This window comes from Micromonospora sp. NPDC004704 (assembly GCF_053601675.1).
Map to the genome: position 1 here is coordinate 148575 of NZ_JBSGCD010000012.1, position 25759 is coordinate 174333.

A 25759-nucleotide genomic window follows, 5' to 3' on the forward strand; every position below is an offset into this window, starting at 1 on the left:
CCCGGCCGAGCCGAATTAAATCGTTTGACGGCAGGCTCGGTTGCCGGTGAACATGTTCCCGTCACGCCCGCAGGTGCCCGGTGAATCCGGGTCGGGGAGAGAAGGAGGTCGAGTAATGGCTGTCGTTGTCGCGCGCCCCTACCCGCCTTCTTTCACCTCGATCAAGGGATTCCTACCTTGCGTGAGCACGACCATGTCCCATCGGCGCGTGAGCGCCGTACCCGTCGCTTCGACGACGACGAACCGCAGTTCCTGAAGCGGTCCCGGCACCCCGTGCCGGGTGCCGGCTTCGACACCAACACCGACACCGACACGCCCGACGTCGGTGACCGCTGGTCGAGCTGGGACCAGGCGGTACAGGGCCCCGAGCCGCACCCGGAGTGGCTGGTCACCGAGCTGGCCGCGGTCGACAGCGAGCTGGGCGTACTCAAGACCGGCAAGGAAGCCGACGTACACCTCGTACGGCGGCACGTACCCGACACCGACCGGTCCTGCCTGCTGGCAGCCAAGCGCTACCGGGACGCCGACCACCGGCTCTTCCACCGCGACGCCGGTTACCTGGAGGGGCGCCGGGTCCGCCGCTCCCGGGAGAACCGGGCGATGGAGGGACGGACCGCGTTCGGTCGGCAGGTGATCGCCGGTCAGTGGGCCGCCGCCGAGTTCGGCGCGCTGGTCCGGCTCTGGGAGGTCAGCCAGGAGTTGGGCAGCATCGCGGTGCCGTACCCGGTCCAGTTGCTCGGCACCGAGCTGATGCTGGAGTTCGTCGGCGACGCCGAGGAGGGGCAGGCCGCACCCCGGCTCGCCCAGACCCGGCCGGAACCGGCCGAACTGCGCAGCCTCTGGGACCAGCTCCTGGACGCACTCATGGTGCTGGCCCGAGCGGGACTGGCCCACGGCGACCTGTCGGCGTACAACCTGCTGGTGCACGACGGCCGGTTGGTGCTGATCGACCTGCCCCAGGTCGTGGACGTGGTCGCGAACCCGCAGGGCCGGGACTTCCTGGCCCGCGACGTGCGGGTGGTGTCGAACTGGTTCGGGTCGCGGGGGCTGCCGGGCGACCTGATCGACCCGGTCGGCCTGACCGCCCGGTTGCTCGGGGAGGCGGGGATACGGTGACCGGTCCCGGCCCGGCGCCGGACGGCCAGGTGGCCGGTCCGGCGCTCGGCCGTCGGATCGTCGGGGGAGTGGTTACCGGCGGTAGCCGCTCCGCCCGTTACTGGAGGTAGCTCTCCACCTCGTTCTTGCTCCGGTCGCCGACCGTCTCCGGGTCGCTGCCGGCGCTGCGGGCGGCCCGCCGGCGACGGAGCAGGTCCCAGCACTGGTCGAGGGACTCTTCCAGGGCACGCAGCCGTGCGCGCTCCTCGTCGGTGGTCTTGTGGTTGGCCTGTTCCTGGCTGCGGAGCTTGTGCTCCTCGTCGACCAGTTCGTTGATCCGGCTCAGGATCGTGCTGTCGTCCATGCGGAGAGCCTGTCACAGGCCCGGCGGCGGCGTCCGTATTCCCCGGCCCGGGTGTGCTTTGCCACCGGCCGCGCGGGCCGTCCGGTTCCCCGCTGTACGCAACCTTGGCGCCGGCCGTGACTTTGCTAACGATCCCGGCCCGGTCGGTGATGGTTCGTGACCTCGCAGGCACTGTTGACCGGTGACGGAGAAGACCCGGTTCGGCAAGGCAGCGAAGCTCCTGTTCTACGGCGTACTGGCTGGTGCGGTGCTTGCCGCGTCGGCACTGCCGGCCAGCGCGCTCGCCGGTGTGGTGCTCAAGGCGGCCAGCGACTCGTACGAGGATCTGCCGACGGATCTGAAGGTGCCGGCGACCGCGCAGCGCTCGTACCTCTACGCCAACGACGGCAAGACGCTGCTGACGACCTTCTACGACGAGAACCGGGTCGACGTACCGATCACCGAGATCGCGACGAGCATGCAGCAGGCGATCGTCGCGGCCGAGGACACCCGCTTCTACGAGCACGGCGGCGTCGACCTGCGCGGTGTGGTCCGGGCGTTCGTGGCGAACCAGAACAGCGGTGAGGTCGAGCAGGGCGCCTCCACGCTGACCATGCAGTACGTCCGCAACGTGCTCAAGTCCGACCCGAACCTGACCCCGGAGCAGCGGGCGGCGGCCACCGCCGAGACCAAGGGTCGCAAGATCCAGGAGATGCGGTACGCGGTCGCCCTGGAGAAGAAGATCTCCAAGCAGGAGATCCTGGACCGCTACCTGAACATCGCCTACTTCGGCGCCGGTGCGTACGGGATCGCCGCCGCGAGCCAGCGCTACTTCGGCAAGGCCGCCTCGGCGTTGACGCTGTCCGAGTCGGCGTTGCTGGCCGGTCTGGTGCAGTCGCCGGACTCGGACAACCCGATCAGCGGGGACAAGCAGGCGGCGCTGGACCGGCGGTCGTACGTCCTGGGCGCGATGGCGAAGATGAACGTCATCACGGACGCCGACGCGAAGACCGCCGACGCCGAGGAGCTGGTCCTGCACCCGACCCAGGCGCCGAACGACTGCGGCGGCATGCCGGCCGGGCACGACGACTGGGGTTTCTTCTGCGACTACTTCCGGCAGTGGTGGAACGCCCAGCCGGCGTTCGGTGCCACGGTCGACGAGCGGCAGCAGGCGCTGCGTCGCGGTGGCTACACGATCGTCACGTCGCTCGACCCGAAGGTCCAGGCCGCCGCGTTGCAGCAGACCCTGACCGTCTACGGCTACGGCAACAAGCGGGCCACCCCGATCGCGGCGGTCCAGCCGGGCACCGGACGGGTGCTGGCGCTGGCGGTCAACCGGCACTACAGCCTCGACCCGAACCCCAACGGGCAGCAGAACTATCCCAACACGGTGAACCAGCTCGTCGCCGGTGGCGGTGCGATCGAGGGCTACCAGGCCGGTTCGACGTTCAAGATGTTCACCATGCTGGCCGCGCTCGAGTCCGGTCGGAGCCTCGACACCGGTTTCGTCTCCCCGGCGAAGTTCCCCAGCAAGTATCCGGACGGCGGGCCGAACAGCTGTAACGGCGTCTGGTGCCCGGAGAACGCGAACCCGGACTGGATGGACGGTTACCGCAACATGTGGACCGGCTTCGGTCGGTCGGTGAACACCTACTTCGTCTGGCTGGAGCAGCAGGTCGGTGCGGAGAAGGCGGTGGAGATGGCGCAGCGGCTCGGGATCCAGTTCCGGGCCAAGTCCGACGCCGACCTGGCCAAGGACGGTGCCGACGGGTGGGGCGCGTTCACCCTGGGCGTCGCCTCGACCACCCCGCTGGACCTGGCCAACGCGTACGCGACGATCGGTGCGGACGGGGTCTACTGCAAGCCGTTGCCGGTCAACTCGGTCACCGGCCCGGACGGGGTCAAGGTCGACGGGATCGGGCCGTCGTGCAACCGGGTGGTGAGCGCGGACGTGGCTCGGGCGGCGGCCGACGCGGCCCGTTGCCCGGTCGGCGACCAGTCCAGCCTCAACACCTGTGACGGTGGCACCGCGGAACAGGTCTCGGACATCCTGGGCGGCCGTCCGGTCGCCGGCAAGACCGGTAGCTCGGAGGAGAACGCGACGGAGACCTTCGTCGGTTTCACCCCGCAGCTCGCGGTGGCGGGAATCGCGGCCAACCCCGACGACCCGGGCGACCACGTGGGTTCGGCGGTCCAGTCGAAGGTTGTCGACGCGGTCGCCCGGACCATGGCCGCCGCGTTGCAGGGCAAGCCGAAGACGGACTTCACCGCGCCGAGCAGGGAGATCGCGTACGGCAGCGACGGCCCGAACCAGCCGCCGAAGCAGAACCCGGACCCGAACCCGAACCCGGACGGCGCCACCACGAACGGGAACGACACCCCGCCGGCCGACACGAACCAGCCCGGCAACCCGGGGCGCCGCAACCGCTGACCCGTCGATCGTCGGCAGAGCTGCCCGGAGCCTCCCGCTCCGGGCAGCTTGCTGTGGTGCCACGTCCACCGCCGGACGGGCTGCGCGGACGGCTCGCCGCGGGCCGGTACGTGGATCTTCGCCGGTGGGGGCGGTTGTCGTATCGACATCTCTCGTTGACACGCCGGAAATTTGTTTCTATGGTGGGCGACAGGAAAGCGCTTTCCTAAGGATCTTTCCCCGGATCAGCCACTCGCGCAGCCCGTACCGCATCAGTCGTGACCCGCCCGGCGCGGACCCGCCGCCGACCCCGCGGCCGGCTCCGGCCTGCCCGCAGCGCGCCCGACGGCCCCCACGGCCGGGTCCACGGGCGGGCCGATGGTTGGCGCCCGTCGCCGGGCGGTCCACCACCCGGAAGGCGGAACCGTGACCGCACCCACCCCCACCCCGAACACCCGGCGGCGAACGTCGCGCTGGTCTGCCCTGGCCGCGGCCGGGCTGGCAGCCGCGCTCGCCACCGCCCTGGTCGTCACCACCGGCACCGCCCAGGCGGCACCGCTGTTCGGCGACAACTTCGACGACGGCAACCACAACGGCTGGAGCAGTTCCGGCGGCTCCTGGAGCGTCATCACCGACGGCACCGGCGTGCTGCGCCAGGCCAGCACCGGCGCCGACGCCCGGGTCCGGGCCGGCACCGCGAGCTGGACCAACTACACGGTCACCGCGCGGGTCAAACCCACCGACTTCGGCACCGGCGACCGGCTGGCCGGGGTTGCGGCCCGCGCCCAGGGCAGCGGAAGCTACTACTACCTCGGTGTCCGCGCCGACGGTGCGGCCGTCCTCGGCAAGCTCGCCGCCGGCACCCACACGATCCTGGCCAGCGCGCCGCTGCCGGTCACCGTCGGCACCTGGTACGCGCTGAGCCTGGCCGTCAACGGCAGCACCCTGACCGGCCGGGTCAACGGCGGCAGCCCGCTGACCGTCACCGACACCCAGTTCGCCAACGGCCAGATCGGCCTGTTCGGCCGGTACGCCGCAGCCAACTTCGACGACGTGAGCGTCGAGTCCGGGCCGCCGGGCCCGACCCCGTCCACCCCCGCACCGACCACCCCCGGACCGACACCCACCACCCCGACGCCCACCACCCCGGCGCCGACCACCCCGGTACCGACCGGCACCCCGACCGCCCCGGTCACCGGGCGGGCAGACGGGTTCGCCAGCGTCAACGCGCTCGGCCAGAACGGCACCACCGGTGGCGCGGGCGGTCCGGTGGTCACCGCCTCCACCACCGCGCAGTTCCTGGACTACATCGCCCGCCCCGGCCCGTACGTGATCCAGGTCGTCGGCACGATCACCCTGCCCACCGGCACCAGCGACGGCATGCACAACGTCACCTCGGACAAGACCATCGTCGGGGTGGGCGCCAACGCGGTCCTGTCCGGCGGCGGGCTCAACATCGGACTGCCGGTCAGCGACACCATCACCTCCCCACCGGCGGACGCGGTCCACAACGTCATCATCCGCAACCTGCACCTCACCGGGGCGACCGACGACCTGCTCAACGTGCAGATGTTCAGCCACCACATCTGGATCGACCACAACGAGTTCTCCAACGGCGACGACGGCGCGGTGGACATCAAGCGCGGGTCGGACTTCGTCACGGTCTCCTGGAACAACTTCCACGACCACGACAAGACCCTGCTGCTCTCGCACGACGAGGACGCCGGGGCGCAGGACATCGGCCGGCTGCACGTCACGTACCACCACAACTACTTCAACCGCTCCGACCAGCGGCATCCACGGGTGCGGTTCTCCGACCTCACCCACGTCTACAACAACTACTACTTCGACAACAGCTACGGGGTCGCGTCCACGTACGACGCCGGGGTGCTGGTCGAGGGGAACTACTTCTACAGCGTGAACAACCCGGGCCGGGTCGAGTTCAGCGGCGACCTCGGCCGGATCGTCGAACGCGGAAACATCCTCGTGGACTGCAACCATCCGATCGAGACCCGGGGCGCGGTCACCGAGCCGAGCACGTACTACAGCTACCGGCTGGACAACGCCGCCGACATCCCGACCATCGTCCCGGCCGGTGCCGGGGTGGGAAAGCTGGGCTGAGCCGATGAACCTCCACCACGGCACCAGACGGACGACACCGCTCACCACCGCCCTGGGCGGGGCCCTGCTCGCCCTCCTGCTGGTGGCCACCGCACTCGCGGTCACCACCGGTTCCGCGAGAGCGGCGACCCTGTTCACCGACAACTTCGACGACGGCAACTCGACCGGGTGGACCGCCTCCGGCGGAAGCTGGAGCGTGGCCACCGACGGCAGCCCGGTGCTGCGCCAGTCCGGCACCAGCGCCGACGCCCGGTCCCGGGCCGGTGCGACGAACTGGACCGACTACACCGTCCGGGCCCGGGTCAAGCCGACCGCCTTCAACGGTGCCAACCGGTTCGTCGCGCTCACCGCCCGGGCCCAGTCCGCGACCAGCTACTACTACCTCGCCCTGCGCAGCAACAACACGGTCGAACTGAAAAAGCTCAGCAACGGTACGTCGACCACCCTGGCCAGCGCCTCGGTCACCGTGACCGCCGGCACCTGGTACGGGCTGAGCCTCCAGGTCAGCGGCTCGACCCTGACCGCTCGGGTGGACAACGGCCCGGTACTGACCGCCACCGACGGCCAGTACCCGACCGGGCAGGTCGGGGTGGCCACCTTCTACGCCAGCGCCCACTTCGACGACGTGCTGGTGGAGACCGCCTCCGGCCCCACGCCGACGCCCACCACCGCCGGACCGACCCCGACCACGCCCGGTCCGATCCCGTCCACTCCCGTACCCACCACTCCCGCGCCGACCACGCCGCCGCCGACCGGTAACCCGGTTCCGGGCCAGCCGGACGGTTTTGCCGGCGTCAACGCGCTCGGCCTGAACGGCACCACCGGTGGGGCGGGCGGCCCGGTGGTGACGGCCACCAACGCCACCGACTTCCTGAACTACATCGACACCATCGGACCGCTGGTGATCCGGGTCCAGGGTGTGATCCGGATCAGCAGCAAGCAGGGCGTACGCCCGAACAAGACGATCATCGGGGTCGGCGGGAACGCCGAGACCACCGGCGGTGGGCTGGACATGTACCGGTCGTACAACGTGATCATCCGCAACATCAACTTCACCAACGCCGAGGACGACGCGGTCAACGTCGGGCAGGAGTCGCACCACGTCTGGATCGACCACAACCGGTTCGCCGGTGCGGTCGACGGGTCGGTCGACATCGTCCGGGGAGCCGACTACGTCACCGTCTCCTGGAACCACTTCGACCACTCCGACAAGAGCATGCTGATCAGCCACTCCGACGGGGCCGGCTCCACCGACATCGGGCACCTGAAGGTGAGCATCCACCACAACTTCTTCGACCACTCCCGGCAGCGCCACCCCCGGGTCCGGTTCGGTGAACCGGTGCACGTCTACAACAACTACTTCCTCGGCAACGACCTGTACGCCGTCGCGTCGACCGAGAACGCGGGTGTGCTGGTGGAGGGGAACTACTTCGAGAACGTGCCCTTCCCGATCTACTCCGCCAGCGGTTACGCCGACAGCGGTCCCGGTCGGGCGGTGCAACGCAACAACATCTTCGTCAACTCCGGCGTACCGGAGACGTCCGGGACGGTGGTCGAGCCGAGCACCTTCTACGCGTACCAGTTGAGTCCGGCGGCGGGTGTGCCGGCCTCGGTCACCGCGGGCGCGGGGGTGGGGCGGATAAGCGGCTGACCCGGTCCGGCTCCGGCGTACGGGAGGTCCCCGCGTACGCCGGAGCCGGAGTCACCGGTGGTGGACGTCTCCGCCCCGGCGGGCGCGGGCAGCGTCGGTCCGTACGGCGGGTTAGCCTCGTCCGGTGACCGGACAAGCCACCTCGAACCCGCCGTCCTCGCCGTTCACCGCGGCCTTCGTCGCCGACCCGTACCCGACCTACGCGGCGCTGCGGGAGGCCGGGCCGGTGCACCGGATCCCACTGCCGGACGGGACGACCGCCTGGCTGGTGACCCGCTACGCGGATGTACGCGCGGCCCTCGCCGACCCGAGGCTCTCCCTGGACAAGGCGAACTCGGACGGTACGTGGCGCGGCTTCTCCCTGCCCCCGGCGCTGGACGCGAACCTGCTCAACATGGACCCGCCCAACCACACCCGGATCCGCCGCCTGATCAGAGTGGCCTTCGGCCCGCAGCGGATCGCCGACCTGCGCCCGAGGGTGGAGGCGGCGGCGGAGGAACTGCTCGACCGGATCGCCGCCGACGGCCGGGCCGATCTGGTTGCCGACTACGCCGGCCCGCTGCCGGTCACGGTCATCTGCGACCTGCTCGGGGTGCCGGCCGAGGATCGGGCCGCGCTGCGCGGGTGGACCGACGTGATGCTCACCCCACCGGCGGACGACCCCCGGGCCGCCGGCCGGGTGGTGGTGCAGTTGCAGGAGTTCATGGTCCGGCTGATCGCCGAGAAGCGCCGTGAACCCGGCGACGACCTGCTCTCCGCGATGATCGCCGCCCGGGACACCGGTTCGGACGGCGGCACCGACCGGCTCAGCGAGGACGAGCTGACCTCGCTCGCCTTCCTGGTCCTCTTCGCCGGGTACGAGAACTCCGTACACCTGATCGGCACCGGCATCCTCGCCCTGCTGCGCCACCCCGAGCAGGTCGACGGCCTGCGCGAGGCACCCGAGGTGCCCGCCGCCGTGGTCGAGGAACTGCTGCGGTACGAACCGCCGTCGCCGGTGGCGCTGCGCCGGTTCCCGGTCACCGAGGTGGAGATCGGTGGGGTGACCATCCCGGACGGGGCGACCGTGCTGCTCGGGGTGGCCGCCGCGAACCGCGATCCGCGCCGGTTCGACAACCCGGAACTGCTGGACGTGTCCCGGCCAGACAACGGGCAGTTGACCCTGGGCCACGGCATCCACTACTGCGTCGGCGCTCCGCTCGCCCGGCTCGAACTCCAGGTCGCCGTCGGTGCCGTGCTGCGGCGCTTCCCGAAGCTGGCGCTCGCGGTCGACCCGGCCGAACTGGCCTGGCGGCCCAACTTCCGTACCCGTGGTCTGCGTAGCCTGCCGGTCACTTTCTGAAGGATGCCGGGGGCGGCCGGGCGATTGAAACTCGATCGAGCACAGTGGATGCTGTAACGGCGTCTATCGATGTCGATCAGCGGAGGTCCGCATGCGCCGTTCCCCGTTCCTCGCCCTGCTCGCGGTGGTGCTCCTGCTCGCCGCACCGACAGCCGCCCAGGCCCGACCCGCCGCCCCTGAAGCCGTCGACCCGGCCCGGGCGGAGGCGATCCTCGCCGACGTACGCACCGCCGGCACGGTCTGGGGATTCGATCCGGCCCTCGGCCGGATGACCCTCACCGTCGACGACACGGTCGGCGCCGAGCGGGTGGCCGCGCTCCGGGCGACCGCCGACCGCGCCGGTGCGGTGGTACGCCACGAGCCGGGCCGGTTGACCACCCTGATCGCCGGGGGGCAAGGCATCCAGGTCAACAGCGCGGGGCGGTGCTCACTGGGTGCGAACGTGCGCAGCGGCAGCACCCACTTCTTCATCACCGCCGGGCACTGCACCATCCTCGGCGGCACCTGGTACGCCCAGGGCAACCAGGCGCCCGTACTCGGCACCCGGGTCGGGACCAGCTTCCCGGGCAACGACTACGGCCTGGTCCGGTACACCAACGGGGCGATCCCGCACCCCAGCGCCGTCTACACCTATCCCGGCCTGCTGCCGTCGAGCGGGATCGCCAACGCCTACGTCGGCCAGCGGGTCTGCCGCAGCGGCTCCACCACCGGGGTCCGGTGCGGGACGGTGGTCGCGCTCAACCAGACCGTGAACTACTCCCAGGGCTCGGTGCACGGGCTGATCCGTACCAACATCTGCGCCGAGCCGGGCGACAGCGGCGGGCCGCTCTACGACCCGGCCAACGGCAACGTACTCGGCATCCTCTCCGGTGGCAGTGGCAACTGCACCAGTGGCGGCACCACCTACTACCAGCCGATCGCCGAGATTCTCGCCGCGTACGGCGTGACCCTGCCCTGACCGGCAGGTCCTACGGAACCGGGCCCGCACCCATCACGACGGATGGGGCGGGCCCGGTCACTCGGTGCCTCGAACGCCGCCGGCTGGACCGGCCGCGCCTGCGGCACGGCTAGCTGGCGATCATCCGACGCAGGACGTACTGCAGGATGCCGCCGTGGCGGTAGTAGTCGGCCTCGCCCGGGGTGTCGATCCGTACCACCGCGTCGAACTCGACCCCGGTGTCGGTGCTGACCCGGACCGTACGCGGGACCTCGCCGTTGTTGAGCGCGGTCACCCCGGTGATGGTGAACGTCTCGGTGCCGGTGAGCCCCAGGGTCTCGGCGGTCACGTCGACCGGGTACTGCAACGGGAGCACGCCCATGCCGATCAGGTTCGACCGGTGGATCCGCTCGTACGACTCGGCGATGACCGCCCGTACGCCGAGCAGCATGGTGCCCTTCGCCGCCCAGTCACGCGACGAGCCGGAGCCGTACTCCTTGCCGGAGAGGATGACCAGCGGTACGCCCGCCTCCTGGTAGGCGACCGACGCGTCGAAGATCGAGCTCTGGTCACCGGTCAGGTGGTTGACCGTGAAGCCGCCCTCGACGCCCGGCACGAGCTGGTTGCGCAGCCGGATGTTGGCGAAGGTGCCCCGGATCATCACCTCGTGGTTGCCCCGGCGGGAACCGTACGAGTTGAACTCGTGCCGGGCCACGCCGTGGTCGGCCAGGTACCTACCGGCCGGGGAGTCTGCCTTGATCGAGCCGGCCGGCGAGATGTGGTCGGTGGTGACCGAGTCGCCGAGCTTGGCCAGCACCCGCGCGTTGGTGATGTCCACGACCGGCTGCGGCTCGCGGGCCATGCCCTCGAAGTACGGGGGCTTGCGTACGTAGGTCGAGTCACCGGCCCAGGCGAAGGTGTCACCGGTCGGCGTGGGCAGGCCCTGCCAGCGCTCGTCACCGGCGAAGACGTCGGCGTAGTCGGCGGTGAACATCTCGCTGCGCACCGCGCTCGCGATGACCTCCTCGATCTCGGTCGAGTTCGGCCAGATGTCGCGCAGGTAGACCGGCTGACCGTCGGAGCCGAGCCCGATCGGCTCGTTGGCCAGGTCGATGTCCATCGTGCCGGCCAGCGCGTACGCCACCACCAGCGGCGGGGAGGCGAGGTAGTTCATCTTGATGTCCGGGTTGATCCGGCCCTCGAAGTTCCGGTTGCCGGACAGGACCGAGACGACCGACAGGTCACGCTCGTTGACCGCGTGGGAGACCGCCTCGGGCAGCGGGCCGGAGTTGCCGATGCAGGTGGTGCAGCCGTATCCGACCAGGTGGAAGCCGAGCTTCTCCAGGTACGGGGTGAGGCCGGCGCGCTCGTAGTAGTCCATGACCACCTTGGAGCCCGGGGCGAGGGTGGTCTTGACCCACGGCTTGCGGTTCAGACCGCGCTCGACCGCGTTGCGGGCGAGCAGGGCCGCTCCGATCATCACCTGCGGGTTCGAGGTGTTGGTGCAGGAGGTGATCGCGGCGATCACGACCGCGCCGTGGTCGAGTTCGAACTCGGTGCCGTCGTCGCCGGTGACCGTGATCGGGGCGGTGGCCCGTCCCTTCGCGCCGGTCGCGGCCGAGATCAGGTCGCGGGGCGCGTCGTCGGGGTCGTTGATCCCGTTGGCCGGCGGGTCGCTGGCCGGGAACGACTCCTCGCTGGCCTCGTCGGCCGGGCCGTGGGCGACCGGGTTGTCCTCGCCGACGTAGTTGATCAGGGCGGAGCGGAACATCGTCTTGGCGTTGCCCAGCGGCACCCGGTCCTGCGGGCGCTTCGGTCCGGCCAGCGACGGCTCGATGGTCGACAGGTCGAGTTCGAGCCGCTCGGAGTAGTTCGGCTCGGCGGCCGGGTCGTGCCAGAGGCCCTGCTCCTTGGCGTACGCCTCGACCAGGGCGACCTGCTGCTCGCTGCGCCCGGTGAGCTGCAGGTAGCGGATGGTCTCGGCGTCGATCGGGAAGATGGCGACGGTGGAGCCGTACTCGGGGGACATGTTGCCGATGGTGGCCCGGTTGGCCAGCGGCACCGCGCCGACGCCGGGGCCGTAGAACTCGACGAACTTGCCGACCACACCGTGCTTGCGCAGCATCTCGGTGATGGTGAGCACCAGGTCGGTGGCGGTGGTGCCGGTCGGGGCCTCGCCGGAGAGCTTGAAGCCGACGACCCGGGGGATCAGCATGCTGACCGGCTGGCCGAGCATGGCGGCCTCGGCCTCGATGCCGCCGACGCCCCAGCCGAGTACGCCGAGGCCGTTGACCATCGTGGTGTGCGAGTCGGTGCCGACCACGGTGTCCGGGTAGGCCTGGCCGTTCCGCTCCATGATGGTGCGGGCCAGGTACTCGATGTTCACCTGGTGCACGATGCCGGTGCCCGGCGGTACGACCTTGAACTCGTTGAACGCGGTCTGGCCCCAGCGCAGGAACTGGTAACGCTCGCGGTTGCGCTCGTACTCCAGTTCGACGTTGCGGGCGAACGCGTCCTCGCGACCGAACAGGTCGGCGATGACCGAGTGGTCGATGACCAGTTCGGCCGGGGCGAGCGGGTTGACCCGGGTCGGGTCGCCGCCGAGGTCGCGTACGGCCTCGCGCATGGTGGCCAGGTCGACGACGCAGGGGACCCCGGTGAAGTCCTGCATCAGCACCCGGGACGGGGTGAACTGGATCTCCACGCTCGGGTCCGCGTCCGGGTCCCATCCGCCCAGCTCACGGATGTGGTCGGCGGTGATGTTCGCGCCGTCCTCGGTGCGGAGCAGGTTCTCCAGCAGGATCTTCAGGCTGTACGGCAGGCGGTCCTGACCGGCCACCTTGCTGATCTTGAAAATCTCGTAGCTCGCGTCTCCGACGCGTAGCTGGCTCTTCGCACCGAAGGTGTCGAGGCTCGCCACGTCGTACTCCTTCACGCTGTGTTCGTTCCGGCCGATGCCTTCCGGCCGAAGGGCGACCGTGAATAGTCCTGAGCAGTCTTTCGTATGTGTTACCGCCACGCGCGGCTTAGGTAACACTTACCAACCGGCTCCTCCGGCTATTCAAACCGTACGTCCGTCTTGCTACTGACGCAAGCCGGCCCGCACCGAGTGGCGGGCTCCGGACACCGGAGGGCGGCGGAGGGTCGGACCCGGTACAGGCGTCGGTGCTAGGGTGCCGCGAGTGACCGACGCAACCGTCCAGCTCGCCGCCCAGCCACGCATCGACACCGTGGCGACCGGATTCTTCACCGACGCCCGGCGACTGCGCAGTGACTACGCCGGCATCGCCTGGATCGGCGGTCAGCCCGACGCCGACACCGGGCTGATGGGGCCGGAGTACAAGCGCCGCCAGGTCGACTCCCGGCTCTTCCTGCCGGACACCCACTGGTACGACCTGGACGCCCTCGAAGACGTCGAGGTGCAGCTCAGCGTCGGCCTGCTCCAGATCCCCGGCACCGCCCAGGGCACCCAGGGCCTGGTCGGGGCGATCGCCGACCCGGTGGTGGAGTTCTACGAGCACCCGGACGGCGGCACCGGTGTGGGCCTCTGCCTGTGGGTGCACGGCGACATCTGGTCCAACGTCGGCCTCTCCTACCGGGTCACCGTCCTCTGCGCCCCGGACGCCGTACGCGAGCCCGGTGCCGAGAGCGACGGGCTCGTCACCGCCAACCCTGCGGTCGGTGGCGCTGACGGCGACGGCGGCGGCTATGGCGGTGGCGACGGTGGCGGTGGTGGTGGCGGCGGCTACTAGCGCCGAACGCCACCTCCGCGTCGTAGCGGACACGCCGAGGGGCCAGCTCGATGAGCTGGCCCCTCGGTCCTACCGTCCTGCTATTCGGTTGTCACCTCGTCAGGCCGAGTAACCGCGGGTGGCGATCCAGTTGGCCATGTCGATGGTGCTCATCCAGTACGACGAGTTGTTCGGGTTGGCCGAGTCGGAGATCTTCACGGCCCGACCGTCATCGCGGTAACCGACCACGGCCAGGTAGTGGCCGCCCTCGTAGGAGTGCGAGACCCCGTCGGTGTCGGTCCCGGTACCGATGATGTTGGCCACCACGGCACGGTTGTCGTCGACCGCGCGCTTGACGTCAGCCTGGAGCTTGTCCATCTGCTCCGGCTTGGCCTTGCTGTCCGGGATCGCGGTGGTCTTGTACTTGTCGCCGCCGACAACCTCGTTCAGCACCCGGGTGGTGTCCTCGGCCGAGGGGGTGCCCTCGACGGTGGTACCGAGCTTCTTGGCCAGCTCGTCCTGGGTCAGGTGGTGCCCGTCGGCGCTCAGCGCGTTCCGGGTCGCGGCCGGACCACACCAGTAGAAGTTCGGCTGCGCCTGGTAGTCGTTCTTGAGTTCCTTGGCCGACATGGTGCGACCGGCGTCCTTGCCGTGACCCTTGTCCTTGTCACGGTCGGCGTCCTTGCCGTGACCGTTGTCGTCGTGACCGCGGTCCGAGGACACGTGGGCGACGGTGGTCATGGCCGGGGCCGGCTGGGCGGCCGGAGCCGCTTGCGCGGTGGCACCCAGGGGGCCGGCGATGGCGCCGCCGACGAACGCGAGGCTTGCGGCGGTCAGTGCGCCCTTACGAACTGCGGAGGTCTTTGCGATGGCCGGTAGCCACTGACTAAAGGTAGTCATGATGGTTGCCTTCCAGTGGGGGTGTCCCGTAGCTGGGGGAGAAGCACGGGGCTGAGCCACACGCCCGGCCGGTGGGGGCTGGTCGGACGTGCTCGGGGATGTAACCGGTCCGGCCCGTCGTGCATTCCGGGGTTGCGTCACCCGGGGGCCGGTCACGGAGGCGACCCGCTCGGGGTGCTCCGGTGTTCAGGGGGATGTAACCGGTCCGGCCCGTCAATCATTCCCGGGGGGCTGGCCACCGGGGGGCCGGTCCAGGAGATCACCCGGTCGGGGTGCTCCGGCGTACGTGTGTATAACCGATCCGGGGGCCTCGGCATTCCGGGAGATGGCCGCCCCGGCCAGTTGATCAAGCCAATCCGTGTCCCGGGCCGGGGAGGGTCCGGGACATACCCGACATTGGGTCGGATACGGCTCAGTCTTCCTTGGCTCCCAGGGCGTTTGCCTCCGCGTGCCGGTCACGCAGCCGGGTACGGATCTGGTCCGGCGTGTACGCCCGGCGACGCCGCTCCGCCCGGGCGATCATCACCCCGGTGGCAGCCACACCCACGACACTTGCCAGGCCAACTATCTTCCACCAGCGCATCCGCCTAGGGTAGTCGAGTGGTCGATACGAGCATCAGCCTCGATGAGGCCGTCGACGTGACCCGTACCGGGGATCTGTGGGTGTTCCGGGGACGGAGCATGCCGGACCGGGCCATCCAGCTCACCACGAACAGTCCGGTCAACCACGTCGGCATGGCCGTCGTACTGGACGACCTGCCCCCGCTGATGTGGCACGCCGAGCTGGGCCGGTCGTTACCGGACCTGTGGTCGGGCACCCACCAACGCGGAGTCCAACTGCACAACCTCCGCGACGCCGTCTGCGTCTGGGCGAACCGGTACGGACAACGCGCCTGGCTGCGCCAACTGGAGCCGCCCGCCGGTCGCGAACTGGAGGACGCTGTCCTGCGTACGATCGCCCGGCTCGACGGCACCCCCTTCCCCTCCACCGCCCGGATGGCCTGGCGCTGGCTGCGCGGCCGCGTGCCGGACGTACGCCGGATCGGGGTGTTCGGTGCCGGTGGGCGCGATGGGGCGCCCGTGCCGATCGAGCCGGACGGACCGGCCGAGGCGCGTCGCCGGGAAAGTGAGCTGGAGACCGCCTACTGCGCCGAAGTGGTGGCCGTGACGTACGAGGAAATGGGTCTCCTGCCGACCGGCCGGCGCCCGAACTGGTACGACCCCGGCCGTTTCTGGAGCGGCGACGACCTCGTCCTCGCCAACGGCTCCCGACTCGGTACGGAGATCACCGTCGAGATACCGCCCCGCTGACGATCCGGCGGTTGCCGCCCACGGGGTGGACCGTCAGCCGCGCCGGGCGCCGTCGGGCCAGAGGACGGTCACCGGCAGCCCGCGTTCCCGGGCGGCGCGTACCACGTCGGCGGTGTCACCGACGTGGACCGAGGGGCGGCCGTCCCAGACCGCGAACAGCAGCTCGCACCGGTTCAGCAGCTCCACGCTCGCGGCCATGTACGCCTGCCGGTCCGACCGGTCGTACGGCATGTAGTCCACCCGTACCGCCCGTTCCAGCAGCTCGTCGAAGGTGGCCCGGTTGTCCCGCTCGACCGCGCACTGCCGGTAGTCGGCGGCCGGGATCACCGCCTCGTAGGTCCCGTGAAGCGCCAGGATCTCCCGAGCGAAGAGCTGGTCGGCACCGTTGGCCAGGCAGGTTATCCCGTGCAACCCCGGCCCGGCGTACGGCAGCAGATGCTCGGCGAGACACGCGGCGACCAGTTCGGCGGTGCCGTTGGCGAGGATCACGTGACCGGTGACCCCGATCCGCGGCATGGCACACCGTCCGTTCGTCGTCACGCCTCACGCAGCCGTACGATCCGGAACCCGGCGTCGGCCAGGATCGTGGGCATCGCCCGGATGACGTCGTGATTGCGCTCGCGCATCTCCGTACTGAGCTTCTCCCAGGCGACCAGCGCCGGATGCAGCCGTCGGTCGTCGTCGCGCGGTTCACCGTAGCGCCAGCCGGCGGCGGTCCGCTCCGCCATCCAGCGCCGGTGTTCCAGCACCGCCAGCCGGATCACGTCCGGCTCGGTCAGGGTGTACTCCTCGCCCGGCCCGACCCGTGGCGACAGGACGCAGCCCAACTCGCGCAGCTTGCTGCCGAAGTCCTCCGCCTGGGCCCGGTTGGCAATCCGCAGCGACTCCGTCAGCGACTCCCACGCCACCAGCGTCGGGGTGTTCTCGGGGCGCTCGCCGCGCCGCAGCCGCGCGGCGACGTAACTCTCGTGGATCACCCGGGCGAGGTCGTCCCCGATCAGCTCCGGGTCGCACGCCGCCCGGACCACGCCGTACAGGCGCAGGGTGCCGGACAGGTCGTCGAGCAGCCGCTCGCCCGAACCGCCGAACGCCTCCCGGAGACTGGCCAGCCGGTCCAGCCGGACCACCACCGAGCCGGGTGCGCCGTGCCACAACTGCTCGGCGGTCAGCGCCGTCTTGAGCGCCCGTTGCTCGTCGTCGTAACAGATGAACACCCGGTCGGGCGGCATCGGGAACCCTCCGGCGGCGAGGAGTTCGGTCAGCCCTCCGTCGTACGCGGTGATCCGGCAGATCCGGGACAGGAAGGGAAAACGTTCGACGAGCTGGTCGTGTGCCCGACCGGCCGCCTCGTCGACCAGGGCGACCGGCACCGGTCGCTCGTCGCCCGGATCACGCAGCCGCCACCGTCGGGCCAGTTCGACCAGTACGGAGCGGCCGAAGTTGGTCGCGCCGACCACCACCACCCGTGGGGGTTCACCGTTGACCGGCACCGGCGGCTCCTGGCTCAGCAGCTTGCGCGCGGCCAGGTCGTCGATGTGGAAGAAGTCCACCCGGGCGCCGGGCTGCCCGGCCAGGCCGAGGTGCCGGGCCTGTAGGGCGAGGCAGAGTTCCGGGTCGGCGACCTCAGCGTAGACGGAGAGCGGGCTGCGCCGGCCGTACCGCCCGTGCCGGGCGGCGGCGAGCGCGATCGCGGTGTTGGCCGCGCTGTCGTCGGTGCAGGCGTACAGGGCACGGGCCCGTCCGACCCCGGCCGCCCCCAGCACGTCGGGGTCCCGGGCAGCCCTCGCGATCCGGCGGGTGTCCGGCTCGGCGGCCACCGCACCCGAGGGGACCGACACCACTCGGTCGCCGCCGGCCCGCAGCCGCCGGGCGAGGGTGTTGGCGATCAGGCCGTCACCGCAGACGATCACGTGGTTGCGGGCCTGGCGGACCCGCAGCCGTCGCAGTTCGGTCTGGAAGACCAGGCGGCCGGCCTCGATGAACGCGTAGACGGTGACGGCGGGGGCACTGAACCGGGCGATGTTCAGCAGCGCTGGGAACGGCCCGCCGTCGTCCAGCGGCGGTGAGCCGAGCACGAACAGTTGCAGGTCGTAGTAGAGCAGGTCGGACGGGTGCGCGCGTACGGGCGGCTTGAGGGTGAGGAAGTACTCCTGCAGACCCAGGTAGCCGCAGACGAAGGAGGCCACCCCGATCAGGGCGAAGAGCACCCGCAGCACGTCCATGGTCGGGGCGCGCGGGGGTTCGCCGAGGCTCCTGCCGGGCACGACGCCTCCCGTGGGGGATCGGGCATGAACGCAGCGTCATCGTACCGTTGCGGCTCGACCCCACGGAAGATCGTCAAGCGGCGGGAACCCGTCAGCCGGGCAGCCGGTGACCCGCCTCGCGCTGGGCGGCCAGCCAGGACTCCACCTCGTCGGCCCGCCGGGGCAGACCGGCCGACAGGTTGACCGCGCCGGCCGGGGTCACCAGTACGTCGTCCTCGATCCGGATGCCGATCCCGCGCAGCTCCGCCGGGACCAGTTCGTCCTCGGGCTGGAAGTAGAGGCCCGGCTCGACGGTCAGCACGTAGCCCTCGCCGAGGTTCCCGTCGCGGTACGTCTGCTTGCGGGCGTTCGAGCAGTCGTGCACGTCCATACCGAGCATGTGCCCGAACCCGTGCAGCGTCCAGCGCCGGTAGACCGTCGAGGTCTCGTCCATCGCCTCGTCCACGCTCACCGGCAGCAGCCCCAGGTCGGACAGACCCTCGGCGAGGACCCGCATGCAGGTGCGGTGTACGTCCTTGAAGCTCACACCGGGCCGGATGAACTCGATCCCGGCCTGCTGGGAGGCGTACACGATGTCGTAGACCTGGCGCTGGAGCGGGGTGAAGGTGCCCGAGACCGGCAGCACCCGGGTGACGTCGGCGGTGTAGAGGCTGCGCCCCTCCACCCCCATGTCCATCAGCAGCAGCTTGCCCGGCTGGGTCACGCCGGTGTTGCGGACCCAGTGCAGGATCGTCGCGTGCTCGGCCGACCCGACGATCGAGCTGTAACCCACGTCGTTGCCGTCGTGCCGGGCCCGGAGCGCGAAGATCCCCTCCAGCAGCCGTTCGGTCACCGGCCGGTCCGCCGGCAGCACCCGGGCGACGTCCTCGAACCCGCGTACGGTGGCGTCGATGGCGTCCTGGAGCTGGGCGATCTCCCACTCGTCCTTGACCAGCTTCAGCTCACCGATCACCGCCGCCAGCTCCCGGTCCCGGCCGAGCTGCGCCGTCGCCTGGTCGCCGGTGGCGGTCGGCGGGTCGTACGGGCGGACGGCGGCGTCGACCGAGGCGTCCAGCCCGCGCAGCACCCGGGTACGCCCCGGCGCGCAGTCGGCCAGCGCGGCGGCCAGGTCGGTCAGGGGTGCCGTCTCGACCCCCAGCTCGGTCGACTTCTCGGCCAGGGTGTGCCGGCGACCCACCCACAGCTCGCCGTTGCGGCTGCGGAAGAACTCGTCGGTCTCCTTCGAGTTGCGCGGCTGGGTGTAGAGGATCGCGTCGTGGCCGGACCCGTTCGGGCGCAGCACCAGCACGTCGTCCGGGTCGTGGTCACCGGTCAGGTACGCGAAGTCGCTGCCCGGCCGGAACGGGTGGTCGGTGTCGTTGGCCCGTACCTTCTCGGTCCCGGTCGGGATGACCAGCGTCTCGCCGGCGAACGCGGCAGACAGGGCGGCCCGGCGCTTGGCGTGGTTGGGCACCTCGGGACGGGGGCTCACGGACAGGGCGGAGTCCCGCCAGCCCTCCCGCATGAACGCGAGGAACTTCTCCGGGTAGTCGGGATCGTGCGACTCGATCCGCGCGGTCTCCGCCGTGTCCTCGTTGCGCTCGTCGCTCATGTCCCGCTCCTCCCAGGCCGATCCATCTCCAAGACGGTACCGCGCAAGCGCGGTCCAGATCTCCCAGCGGTGCCGGCACGCGCGCCCGAGCCGCGTGGAAAGATGACCGCCATGTGCGGACTCCTGGCCTTTTTCAGCGCGCGCGGCGACGCCAGCGCGCACCGAGACGCCCTTGCCGGCGCATTGGAATGCCTGCACCACCGGGGACCGGACGAGACCGGGGTGGAAGTCATCGCCGACCCGTCCGGTACCCGGGCGGACGCGGTCTTCGCGCACAAGCGGCTGTCGATCATCGACGTGGCGCTCAGCCACGAACCGCTGCCCTACGCCGACGGCCGCTACCTGCTGACCTTCAACGGCGAGATCTACAACTACCTGGAGCTGCGCGAGGAGCTGGCCCGGGACTTCGGCGCCCAGTTCGCCACCCAGGGCGACGGCGAGGTGATCGTCGCCGGCTTCCACTACTGGGGCGAGCAGGTGCTCACCCGGTTGCGGGGCATGTTCGCCTTCGTGATCTGGGACCGGCAGGAGCGGCGGGCGTTCGGCGCCCGGGACTACTTCGGCATCAAGCCGATGCACTACCTGGAGACCAACGACGGGGTCTACCTCGCCTCGGAGAAGAAGGCGCTGCTCCCGTTCGCGCCGGCGGCGCACGCCGGTGACGCCGGGGTGGACGCGGCGAACCTGTCGCACTACCTGACCCTGCAGTACGTGCCCGAGCCGGGCACCCTCCACCACGGGATCCGCCGGATCGGGTCGGGGGAGTACCTGACCTGGGTGCCGGGGGGCCGGATCGACGTACGTCGGTGGTACCGGCCGGTGTTCCGGCCCGCCCCGGTCGACGACCAGCAGCGGCTCTACGACCAGATCCGGGAGACGCTGCGCGAGAGCGTACGGATGCACATGCGGGCCGACGTGCCGGTCGGGTCGTTCCTGTCCAGCGGGATCGACTCGACCGCGGTGGTCGCCCTGGCCCGGGAGTTCAACCCGAACATCCTGACCTTCACCGTCGGCTACGACGTGCCCGGCTACTCCGAGATCGACGTGGCCCAGGAGTCGGCCCGGCACCTCGAGGTGACCACCATCCCGACCAAGATCGGGCCGCAGGACATGATCGACGCCCTGCCGAAGATCATCTGGCACCTGGACGACCCGGTCGCCGACCCGGCCCTGGTCCCGCTCTACTTCGTCGCCAAGAAGGCCGCCGAGCACGTCACGGTGGTGCTCTCCGGCGAGGGCGCGGACGAGTTCTTCGGCGGTTACACGATCTACCGCGAGCCGCTCTCGCTCGGCGCGGTCAACGGCCTGCCCGGCGGCATGCAGAAGGGCCTGCGCGCGGTCTCCAAGGCGATCCCCCAGGGGGTCAAGGGCAAGAGCTTCCTGGAGCGCGGCACCACCCCGATCGAGGAGCGCTACTACGGCAACGCGCGGATGTTCACCGAGGAGGAGAAGCAGAAGCTGATGCGCCGCTACGACCCGAGCGTGCGCTACACCGACGTGACCGCCCCGATCTACGCCGAGGCCACCGAGCTCGACGACGTGACCAAGATGCAGTACATCGACCTCTACACCTGGCTGCGCGGCGACATCCTGGTCAAGGCCGACCGGATCTCGATGGCGCACTCGCTGGAGGTACGGGTGCCGTTCCTGGACCGGGAGGTGTTCGAGGTCGCCGCCGGCATCCCGGTCGACCTCAAACTGCCGCCCCGCTCCGACGCCACCAAGTACGCCATGCGCCAAGCCCTGCGCAACGTGGTGCCGCCGGCCATCGTCAACCGGCGCAAGCTCGGCTTCCCGACCCCGACCCGGGTCTGGCTGCGGGGCGAGATGTACGAGTGGGCCCGGCACATCCTGTCCACCTCCGGTGCGGGCGACCTGCTCGACCTGTCGTACGCGATGCGGCTGCTCGAGGAGCACAAGCGCGAGGAGGCCGACCACTCGCGCAAGGTGTGGACCGTACTGATCTTCTGCATCTGGCACGCGATCTTCGTGGAGCGCTCGCTCGACCCGGGCATCCAGCGCAACCAGTCGGCCCTGCTCACCAAGCCGGTGGTCGGCTCGATGGTGGCCTGACCCCGCGGGGCAGCACCACGGCAGGCGGTGACGAGTACGGACCGGGCCCGGCGCGATGTGCGCCGGGCCCGGGCCGCTCCGTGGGGAGGAGTTACGGGCTGCTGCAACTCACCGTCGGTGAGGTGTTGGTGGCCCCGGTACTGCCGGTGAAACCGAACGTGGCGGTGCCGTTCGCGGCCAAGTTCCCGTTGTGTCCGGCGTTACGTACGGTCACAGCCGATCCGCTCTGGGTGTAGGTCCCGTTCCAGAGACTGCCGATCGTCTGACCGTTCGCCCAGGTCCAGCGGGTGGTCCAGCCACTCAGTGCCGAACTGCCGGTGTTGCGTACCGTGACCTCGCCCTGGAAGCCCCCGGACCAGCTCCCGGTCACCCGGTAGGTGGCCGAGCAGCCGGCGGTGCCCGGCGGCGGGGTGGTCGGGTTCGGCGGCGGCGTCGTGGGGTTCGGCGGCGGGGTGGTCGGGTTCGGCGGGGGCGTGGTCGGGTTCGGCGGCGGGGTGGTCGGGTTCGGCGGGTTCGAACCGCCCGGTCCGACCCCGGTGACCTCGCCGTTGCCGCCGTCGAAGACCACGTCCGAGCAGCCGAAGAAGTTCTCCTGGCTGTCCGAGCGCACCCAGCGGGAGTAGATGATGTGCCGCCCGCTCTTGCCGGTCGGCAGCTGCCCGCTGAAGTAGTAGTGCCCCTCGTTGGTGCCGACCCCGCCACTCTGCGGCGGGTTGGTCACCGTCAGGAACGGCTCCTCCAGGTCACTCCAGGCCAGCGCCCGGGTGGGGCTCCAACTGTTCTTCGTGACATAGAAGTAGAAGGTGCCCGGGTGGTGGGCCCAGTTGCTGTACTTGAAGTTGAAGTTGCCACCGGCGGTCAGGTGGGTCAGCGGCCAGTCGTTGCGGGCCAGGTTGTAACCGCTGAAGCTGGCGTTGCCGCCGCTGCACAACTGCCCGTCGGAGACGAAGCCGGTGGTCCGGCCGCCCGCGTCGGAACGCAGCACGCTGAACCAGTTGTAGAGCGAGTTGGCCCCGCTCTGGTTGACCGCGGCCGCGCAGGCCGGGTTGTTGGGCTGGATGTCGCCGCGCGGGCTGAGCCCGTCCTTCCAGCACAGGAAGGTACGACTGCCGGGTGCCATCGCGGCACCGTGGGCGAACGCCGCGTTGGGCGTCACCACCGTGACGATGCCGGCGGTGAGCATGGCCGCGGCGGCGAACACCGCGACTCTGCGGAAGGGTTTCACCGAGTACTCCTTAACTTTCGGGCTAGAGCCGCAGGCGGGTGGGTACGCCGGTACTGCGGACAACCAGCGGGTCCCGCGGGGTGCGGGCACCCGGGTCGGACCGCTGGTCGTGGTGTCGTGCGAGCCGCTCGCGGTGGTGGTGATGATGATGGGAGAGGACGCGGCGGGCAGGCGGCGACACGGGACCCGGTCCGATCACGGACGGGTGTGCTGCTCGCGCGGCCCCCTGGCGGCATCCGGCACGGCGCGTTAGCCCCCGCGCTGTCCCGGTACGCGCCAGTGCATCACGGATCCGTACCCGATGCAATAGGTGGGCATCGATTGGAATCCGGTCCACCGGACGCCGTTGACCCGGCCCGACCCCGACCCGGCATGCTGTCCGGGCAGGATCTCGACACGAGGAGGAACCCATGGGGTACGCGGTGGTGCTCGGCGAAGCGCTGGTCGACCTCCTCGACGGGGAGGCCGACGGGCAACCGGTCTACCGCCAGGCGATCGGCGGCGCCCCGCTGAACGTCGCCGTCGGGGTCGCCCGGCTCGGCGCCCCGGTGGAGTTCGTCGGGTCGGTCGGCGACGACGTACTCGCCGGGCGGATCCGGGACTTCCTTCGCGATCGCGGCGTCGGGCAGCGCGGGACGGTGACCGTACCGGTGTCGACCACCCTCGCCGTCGCCACCTTCGCCGGGGCCGAACCCGACTTCCGCTTCTACGGCGAACCGCCGTCCTACGGGCTGCTGACGGCCGACGCGCTCGACCCGACCCTGATCGGGGAGGCGGCGGTGCTCTACTGCGGCTCGATCGCCCTGCTCCGTACGCCGGTACTGGCCGCCGCCCGGCGGGCCTGGTCGCTCGCCACCGGCCGGCGGGTCTTCGACCCGAACGTACGCCCCCGGCTGATGCCGGACGAGGGCGCGTTGGACGGTTTCCGGGCCGTGGTGGCCGAGTTCGCCGCCACCGCCGACCTGGTGAAACTCAGTGCCGTCGACGCCGACCTGCTCTATCCCGACGAGCCGGTGGACCGGGTGACGGCGCGGCTGCGGGCGCTCGGCGCCGACGCGGTGGTGCTCACCCGTGGGCCGGAGGGGGCGCTGGTCTGCGCCGGGGCGGACACGGAGCCGGTGGCGGTGCCCGCGCCGGTGGTCGACGCGGTCGACGCGACCGGGGCCGGTGACTCGGTGATGGCCGCCCTCGTCGCCGACCTGCTCCTGAGCGGCCCGCCCGCACCGGGCGGCTGGCCGGCGCGGGTCGCGTACGCGCTCCGGGTCGCCGGGCTGGTCTGCGAGGCGCCCGGCGGGGCGGTCGCCATGCCGAACCGGGAGCAGGTGGTCGCCCGGTTCCCGACCGGGTGACCCGGATCGGCGACGGTCGGAGGGGACGATCAGGTGTCGCCGGAGAGTTCCGCGTAGCCGAGCCGGATCGCCGGCAGGGTCACCGTCGGGGTGAACGGAGCCCGGGAGGCGACCCGCTCGGCGGGAGCGCCGTCGGCGTGCCCGTCACGGATCAGCCAGGCCAGGGTGGCGAGCTGTTCGTGTTGTGCGCGTACGCCGTCGATGCCGAGGATGCCGCCGTGCCCCGGCACGACCATGGTGCGTCGGGTCGCCAGGCGCAGCAGTTCCGCGACCGTCTCCGGCCACTCCAGCGGGTAGCTGTCGTCGAACGACGGCGGGCCGCTCTCCTCGACCAGGTCGCCGGCGACCAGCAGGTCCGCGTCGGGCACGTGCACCACCAGGTCGCCGTCGGTGTGCCCACGTCCGAGGTGCCGCAGGACAACGGTACGACCGCCGATGTCCAGGGTGGACTCCAGGTGCACCGGGTGGCTGGGCGCCAGGATCGTGGTACGGGACAGCTCGGCGGCGAGCACCGGTTCGGTTTCGCGCATCTCGTCGTACGCCTGCTGTCGCACCAGCTCGGGATGGTCCCGCAGCCGGGCCGCGGCGGCCTGGTGGGCGTAGATCGGCCGGGCCGGCTCGCCGGCCAGCGTGGCGTTGCCGAAGCAGTGGTCGAAGTGGTGGTGGGTGTTGACCAGGGTCCACGGGTACGGCGTGATCGTGCGTGCCGCCGCCGCCAGCTCCCCGGCCTGGGTCGCGTTCGACAACGTATCCACCAGCAGGGCTTCGCCGTCGCCGACGACCAGGGTCACGTTGACCGCGAGTGCGGGATGGCGCAGCAGGTAGACCCGCTCGCCGATCTCCTCGAATTCGATAGTCATGGTGTGCGCGACGCCCTTTCCACGAACCGGAGCCGGTCGACCAGTGCCCGCTCCACCCGGCCCTTCGCCACGGTCGCCGAGCCGTCGGTCACGCTCACGTCGAAGTGCAGCCGCCGGCCGCTCACCTCGGTCAGCCACGCCTGGGCGACAACCGTCCGGCCGACCGGGGTGGGCACCGTGTGGTCGAGTTCCACCCGCAGACCCACCGTGGTCATGCCGGGCAGCATCCGGGTCGCGGTGGCCGCCACCGTGGCCGCCTCGGCCAGCGCCAGCACCCTCGGGGTGCCGAGTACCGGCACGTCACCGGAGCCGACCGCCAGGGCGGTGTCGGTGTCGGTGACGGTGAGTTCAACCCGGGCGGTCAGGCCGGGCGCGAAGCCGGGATCCGGCGGTTGTTCCATGGGTGCAGCTTAGGCCGTGACCCGGCGCCGGATGATCGGCATGCCGGCCGTGTCCCGCCGCCGGTCGCAGCGGCACAGCCGGTCGTGTCCCACCGTCGGTCGCAGCGGCGCCCGGTCGTGTCCTGCCGCCGGATGACCGGCTCGGCCCGGCGACC

At 70.8% G+C, this 25759-nt stretch carries 20 protein-coding genes; 10 read left to right on the forward strand and 10 right to left on the reverse strand.

Translation table 11 applies throughout. From position 1 onward, the window contains the following. Window positions 1–177: 177 nt before the first annotated feature. The gene (locus tag ACWEFB_RS18850) at window positions 178–1116 is read left to right on the forward strand and encodes a serine protein kinase RIO (protein WP_452287023.1); all 939 of its coding nucleotides are present in this window, start codon (window positions 178–180) and stop codon (window positions 1114–1116) included. Window positions 1117–1213: 97 nt separating this feature from the next. Here ACWEFB_RS18850 and ACWEFB_RS18855 read toward each other — a convergent pair whose 3' ends face one another. Then, window positions 1214–1459, reverse strand: coding sequence for a DUF2630 family protein (locus ACWEFB_RS18855; RefSeq protein WP_326556984.1), 246 nt, complete (start codon window positions 1457–1459; stop codon window positions 1214–1216). 181 nt (window positions 1460–1640) lie between these two features. Between ACWEFB_RS18855 and ACWEFB_RS18860 the strand changes: the two genes are divergently transcribed. The 5 genes from ACWEFB_RS18860 (at window position 1641) to ACWEFB_RS18880 (ending at window position 9920) form a co-directional block, all read left to right on the forward strand. Continuing rightward, complete coding sequence (locus ACWEFB_RS18860; RefSeq protein WP_452287025.1) at window positions 1641–3869, forward strand: transglycosylase domain-containing protein; 2229 nt, start codon at window positions 1641–1643, stop codon at window positions 3867–3869. A gap of 405 nt (window positions 3870–4274) precedes the next feature. Then, window positions 4275–5969 (forward strand): pectate lyase family protein, encoded by a 1695-nt coding sequence (locus tag ACWEFB_RS18865; RefSeq protein ID WP_452287027.1) that lies wholly within the window; start codon window positions 4275–4277, stop codon window positions 5967–5969. 4 nt (window positions 5970–5973) lie between these two features. Further along, window positions 5974–7620, forward strand: coding sequence for a pectate lyase family protein (locus ACWEFB_RS18870; protein ID WP_452287029.1), 1647 nt, complete (start codon window positions 5974–5976; stop codon window positions 7618–7620). Window positions 7621–7744: 124 nt separating this feature from the next. Next, window positions 7745–8962 (forward strand): cytochrome P450 family protein, encoded by a 1218-nt coding sequence (locus ACWEFB_RS18875; protein WP_452287031.1) that lies wholly within the window; start codon window positions 7745–7747, stop codon window positions 8960–8962. A 91-nt stretch (window positions 8963–9053) separates the two neighbouring features. Next, entirely contained in the window at window positions 9054–9920 is an 867-nt protein-coding gene (locus tag ACWEFB_RS18880; protein WP_452287033.1) for a S1 family peptidase, read from the forward strand. A gap of 109 nt (window positions 9921–10029) precedes the next feature. Here ACWEFB_RS18880 and ACWEFB_RS18885 read toward each other — a convergent pair whose 3' ends face one another. Beyond that, a complete protein-coding gene (locus ACWEFB_RS18885) occupies window positions 10030–12834 on the reverse strand; it encodes an aconitate hydratase (protein ID WP_452287035.1) in 2805 nt (934 codons plus the stop codon). Window positions 12835–13081: 247 nt separating this feature from the next. On the opposite strand from ACWEFB_RS18885, the gene ACWEFB_RS18890 reads away from it, so the two are divergent. Continuing rightward, the gene (locus ACWEFB_RS18890; protein ID WP_452287037.1) at window positions 13082–13651 is read left to right on the forward strand and encodes a hypothetical protein; all 570 of its coding nucleotides are present in this window, start codon (window positions 13082–13084) and stop codon (window positions 13649–13651) included. Between the two features lie 99 nt (window positions 13652–13750). Here ACWEFB_RS18890 and ACWEFB_RS18895 read toward each other — a convergent pair whose 3' ends face one another. Then, window positions 13751–14530 (reverse strand): C39 family peptidase, encoded by a 780-nt coding sequence (locus ACWEFB_RS18895; protein ID WP_452287039.1) that lies wholly within the window; start codon window positions 14528–14530, stop codon window positions 13751–13753. A gap of 412 nt (window positions 14531–14942) precedes the next feature. Next, window positions 14943–15113 carry a hypothetical protein gene (locus ACWEFB_RS18900; protein ID WP_452287041.1) on the reverse strand — a complete coding sequence of 57 codons (171 nt, stop codon included), beginning with the start codon at window positions 15111–15113 and terminating at the stop codon, window positions 14943–14945. A 17-nt stretch (window positions 15114–15130) separates the two neighbouring features. Between ACWEFB_RS18900 and ACWEFB_RS18905 the strand changes: the two genes are divergently transcribed. After that, window positions 15131–15841: a hypothetical protein gene (locus ACWEFB_RS18905; RefSeq protein ID WP_452287043.1), complete on the forward strand. Its 711-nt coding sequence runs from the start codon at window positions 15131–15133 to the stop codon at window positions 15839–15841. Window positions 15842–15874: 33 nt separating this feature from the next. Here ACWEFB_RS18905 and ACWEFB_RS18910 read toward each other — a convergent pair whose 3' ends face one another. From ACWEFB_RS18910 to ACWEFB_RS18920, 3 genes are all read right to left on the reverse strand, one after another. After that, window positions 15875–16357, reverse strand: a complete 483-nt coding sequence (locus ACWEFB_RS18910) for a hypothetical protein (protein WP_326556997.1) — start codon at window positions 16355–16357, stop codon at window positions 15875–15877. A 20-nt stretch (window positions 16358–16377) separates the two neighbouring features. Continuing rightward, on the reverse strand, window positions 16378–18105 hold the full coding sequence (locus ACWEFB_RS18915) for a RyR domain-containing protein (RefSeq protein ID WP_452287045.1): 1728 nt from the start codon (window positions 18103–18105) through the stop codon (window positions 16378–16380). 91 nt (window positions 18106–18196) lie between these two features. Next, entirely contained in the window at window positions 18197–19696 is a 1500-nt protein-coding gene (locus ACWEFB_RS18920; protein WP_452287047.1) for an aminopeptidase P family protein, read from the reverse strand. Window positions 19697–19807: 111 nt separating this feature from the next. Here ACWEFB_RS18920 and asnB point away from each other — a divergent pair, with 111 nt between their 5' ends. Continuing rightward, window positions 19808–21769 (forward strand): asparagine synthase (glutamine-hydrolyzing), encoded by a 1962-nt coding sequence (gene asnB, locus ACWEFB_RS18925; protein WP_452287049.1) that lies wholly within the window; start codon window positions 19808–19810, stop codon window positions 21767–21769. Window positions 21770–21860: 91 nt separating this feature from the next. Here asnB and ACWEFB_RS18930 read toward each other — a convergent pair whose 3' ends face one another. Next, the gene (locus ACWEFB_RS18930; protein WP_452287139.1) at window positions 21861–22952 is read right to left on the reverse strand and encodes a lytic polysaccharide monooxygenase auxiliary activity family 9 protein; all 1092 of its coding nucleotides are present in this window, start codon (window positions 22950–22952) and stop codon (window positions 21861–21863) included. A 452-nt stretch (window positions 22953–23404) separates the two neighbouring features. Between ACWEFB_RS18930 and ACWEFB_RS18935 the strand changes: the two genes are divergently transcribed. Continuing rightward, on the forward strand, window positions 23405–24343 hold the full coding sequence (locus tag ACWEFB_RS18935; RefSeq protein ID WP_452287051.1) for a carbohydrate kinase family protein: 939 nt from the start codon (window positions 23405–23407) through the stop codon (window positions 24341–24343). A 29-nt stretch (window positions 24344–24372) separates the two neighbouring features. On the opposite strand, the gene ACWEFB_RS18940 is transcribed toward ACWEFB_RS18935, so the two are convergent. Then, a complete protein-coding gene (locus tag ACWEFB_RS18940) occupies window positions 24373–25203 on the reverse strand; it encodes an MBL fold metallo-hydrolase (protein ID WP_326557002.1) in 831 nt (276 codons plus the stop codon). Continuing rightward, window positions 25200–25604: a thioesterase family protein gene (locus ACWEFB_RS18945; RefSeq protein WP_326557003.1), complete on the reverse strand. Its 405-nt coding sequence runs from the start codon at window positions 25602–25604 to the stop codon at window positions 25200–25202. Before ACWEFB_RS18945 ends, ACWEFB_RS18940 begins: the two co-directional genes overlap by 4 nt. Window positions 25605–25759 lie beyond the last annotated feature (155 nt).

Bases quoted from the DNA above. Each gene is read 5' to 3' on its own strand.
- ACWEFB_RS18855 (WP_326556984.1), bottom strand. From the start codon at position 1,459: ATGGACGACAGCACGATCCTGAGCCGGATCAACGAACTGGTCGACGAG.
- ACWEFB_RS18935 (WP_452287051.1), top strand. From the start codon at position 23,405: ATGGGGTACGCGGTGGTGCTCGGCGAAGCGCTGGTCGACCTCCTCGAC.
- ACWEFB_RS18930 (WP_452287139.1), bottom strand. From the start codon at position 22,952: ATGCTCACCGCCGGCATCGTCACGGTGGTGACGCCCAACGCGGCGTTC.
- ACWEFB_RS18940 (WP_326557002.1), bottom strand. From the start codon at position 25,203: ATGACTATCGAATTCGAGGAGATCGGCGAGCGGGTCTACCTGCTGCGC.
- asnB (WP_452287049.1), top strand. From the start codon at position 19,808: ATGTGCGGACTCCTGGCCTTTTTCAGCGCGCGCGGCGACGCCAGCGCG.
- ACWEFB_RS18900 (WP_452287041.1), bottom strand. From the start codon at position 15,113: ATGCGCTGGTGGAAGATAGTTGGCCTGGCAAGTGTCGTGGGTGTGGCT.
- ACWEFB_RS18920 (WP_452287047.1), bottom strand. From the start codon at position 19,696: ATGAGCGACGAGCGCAACGAGGACACGGCGGAGACCGCGCGGATCGAG.
- ACWEFB_RS18910 (WP_326556997.1), bottom strand. From the start codon at position 16,357: ATGCCGCGGATCGGGGTCACCGGTCACGTGATCCTCGCCAACGGCACC.
- ACWEFB_RS18870 (WP_452287029.1), top strand. From the start codon at position 5,974: ATGAACCTCCACCACGGCACCAGACGGACGACACCGCTCACCACCGCC.
- ACWEFB_RS18880 (WP_452287033.1), top strand. From the start codon at position 9,054: ATGCGCCGTTCCCCGTTCCTCGCCCTGCTCGCGGTGGTGCTCCTGCTC.
- ACWEFB_RS18945 (WP_326557003.1), bottom strand. From the start codon at position 25,604: ATGGAACAACCGCCGGATCCCGGCTTCGCGCCCGGCCTGACCGCCCGG.
- ACWEFB_RS18895 (WP_452287039.1), bottom strand. From the start codon at position 14,530: ATGACTACCTTTAGTCAGTGGCTACCGGCCATCGCAAAGACCTCCGCA.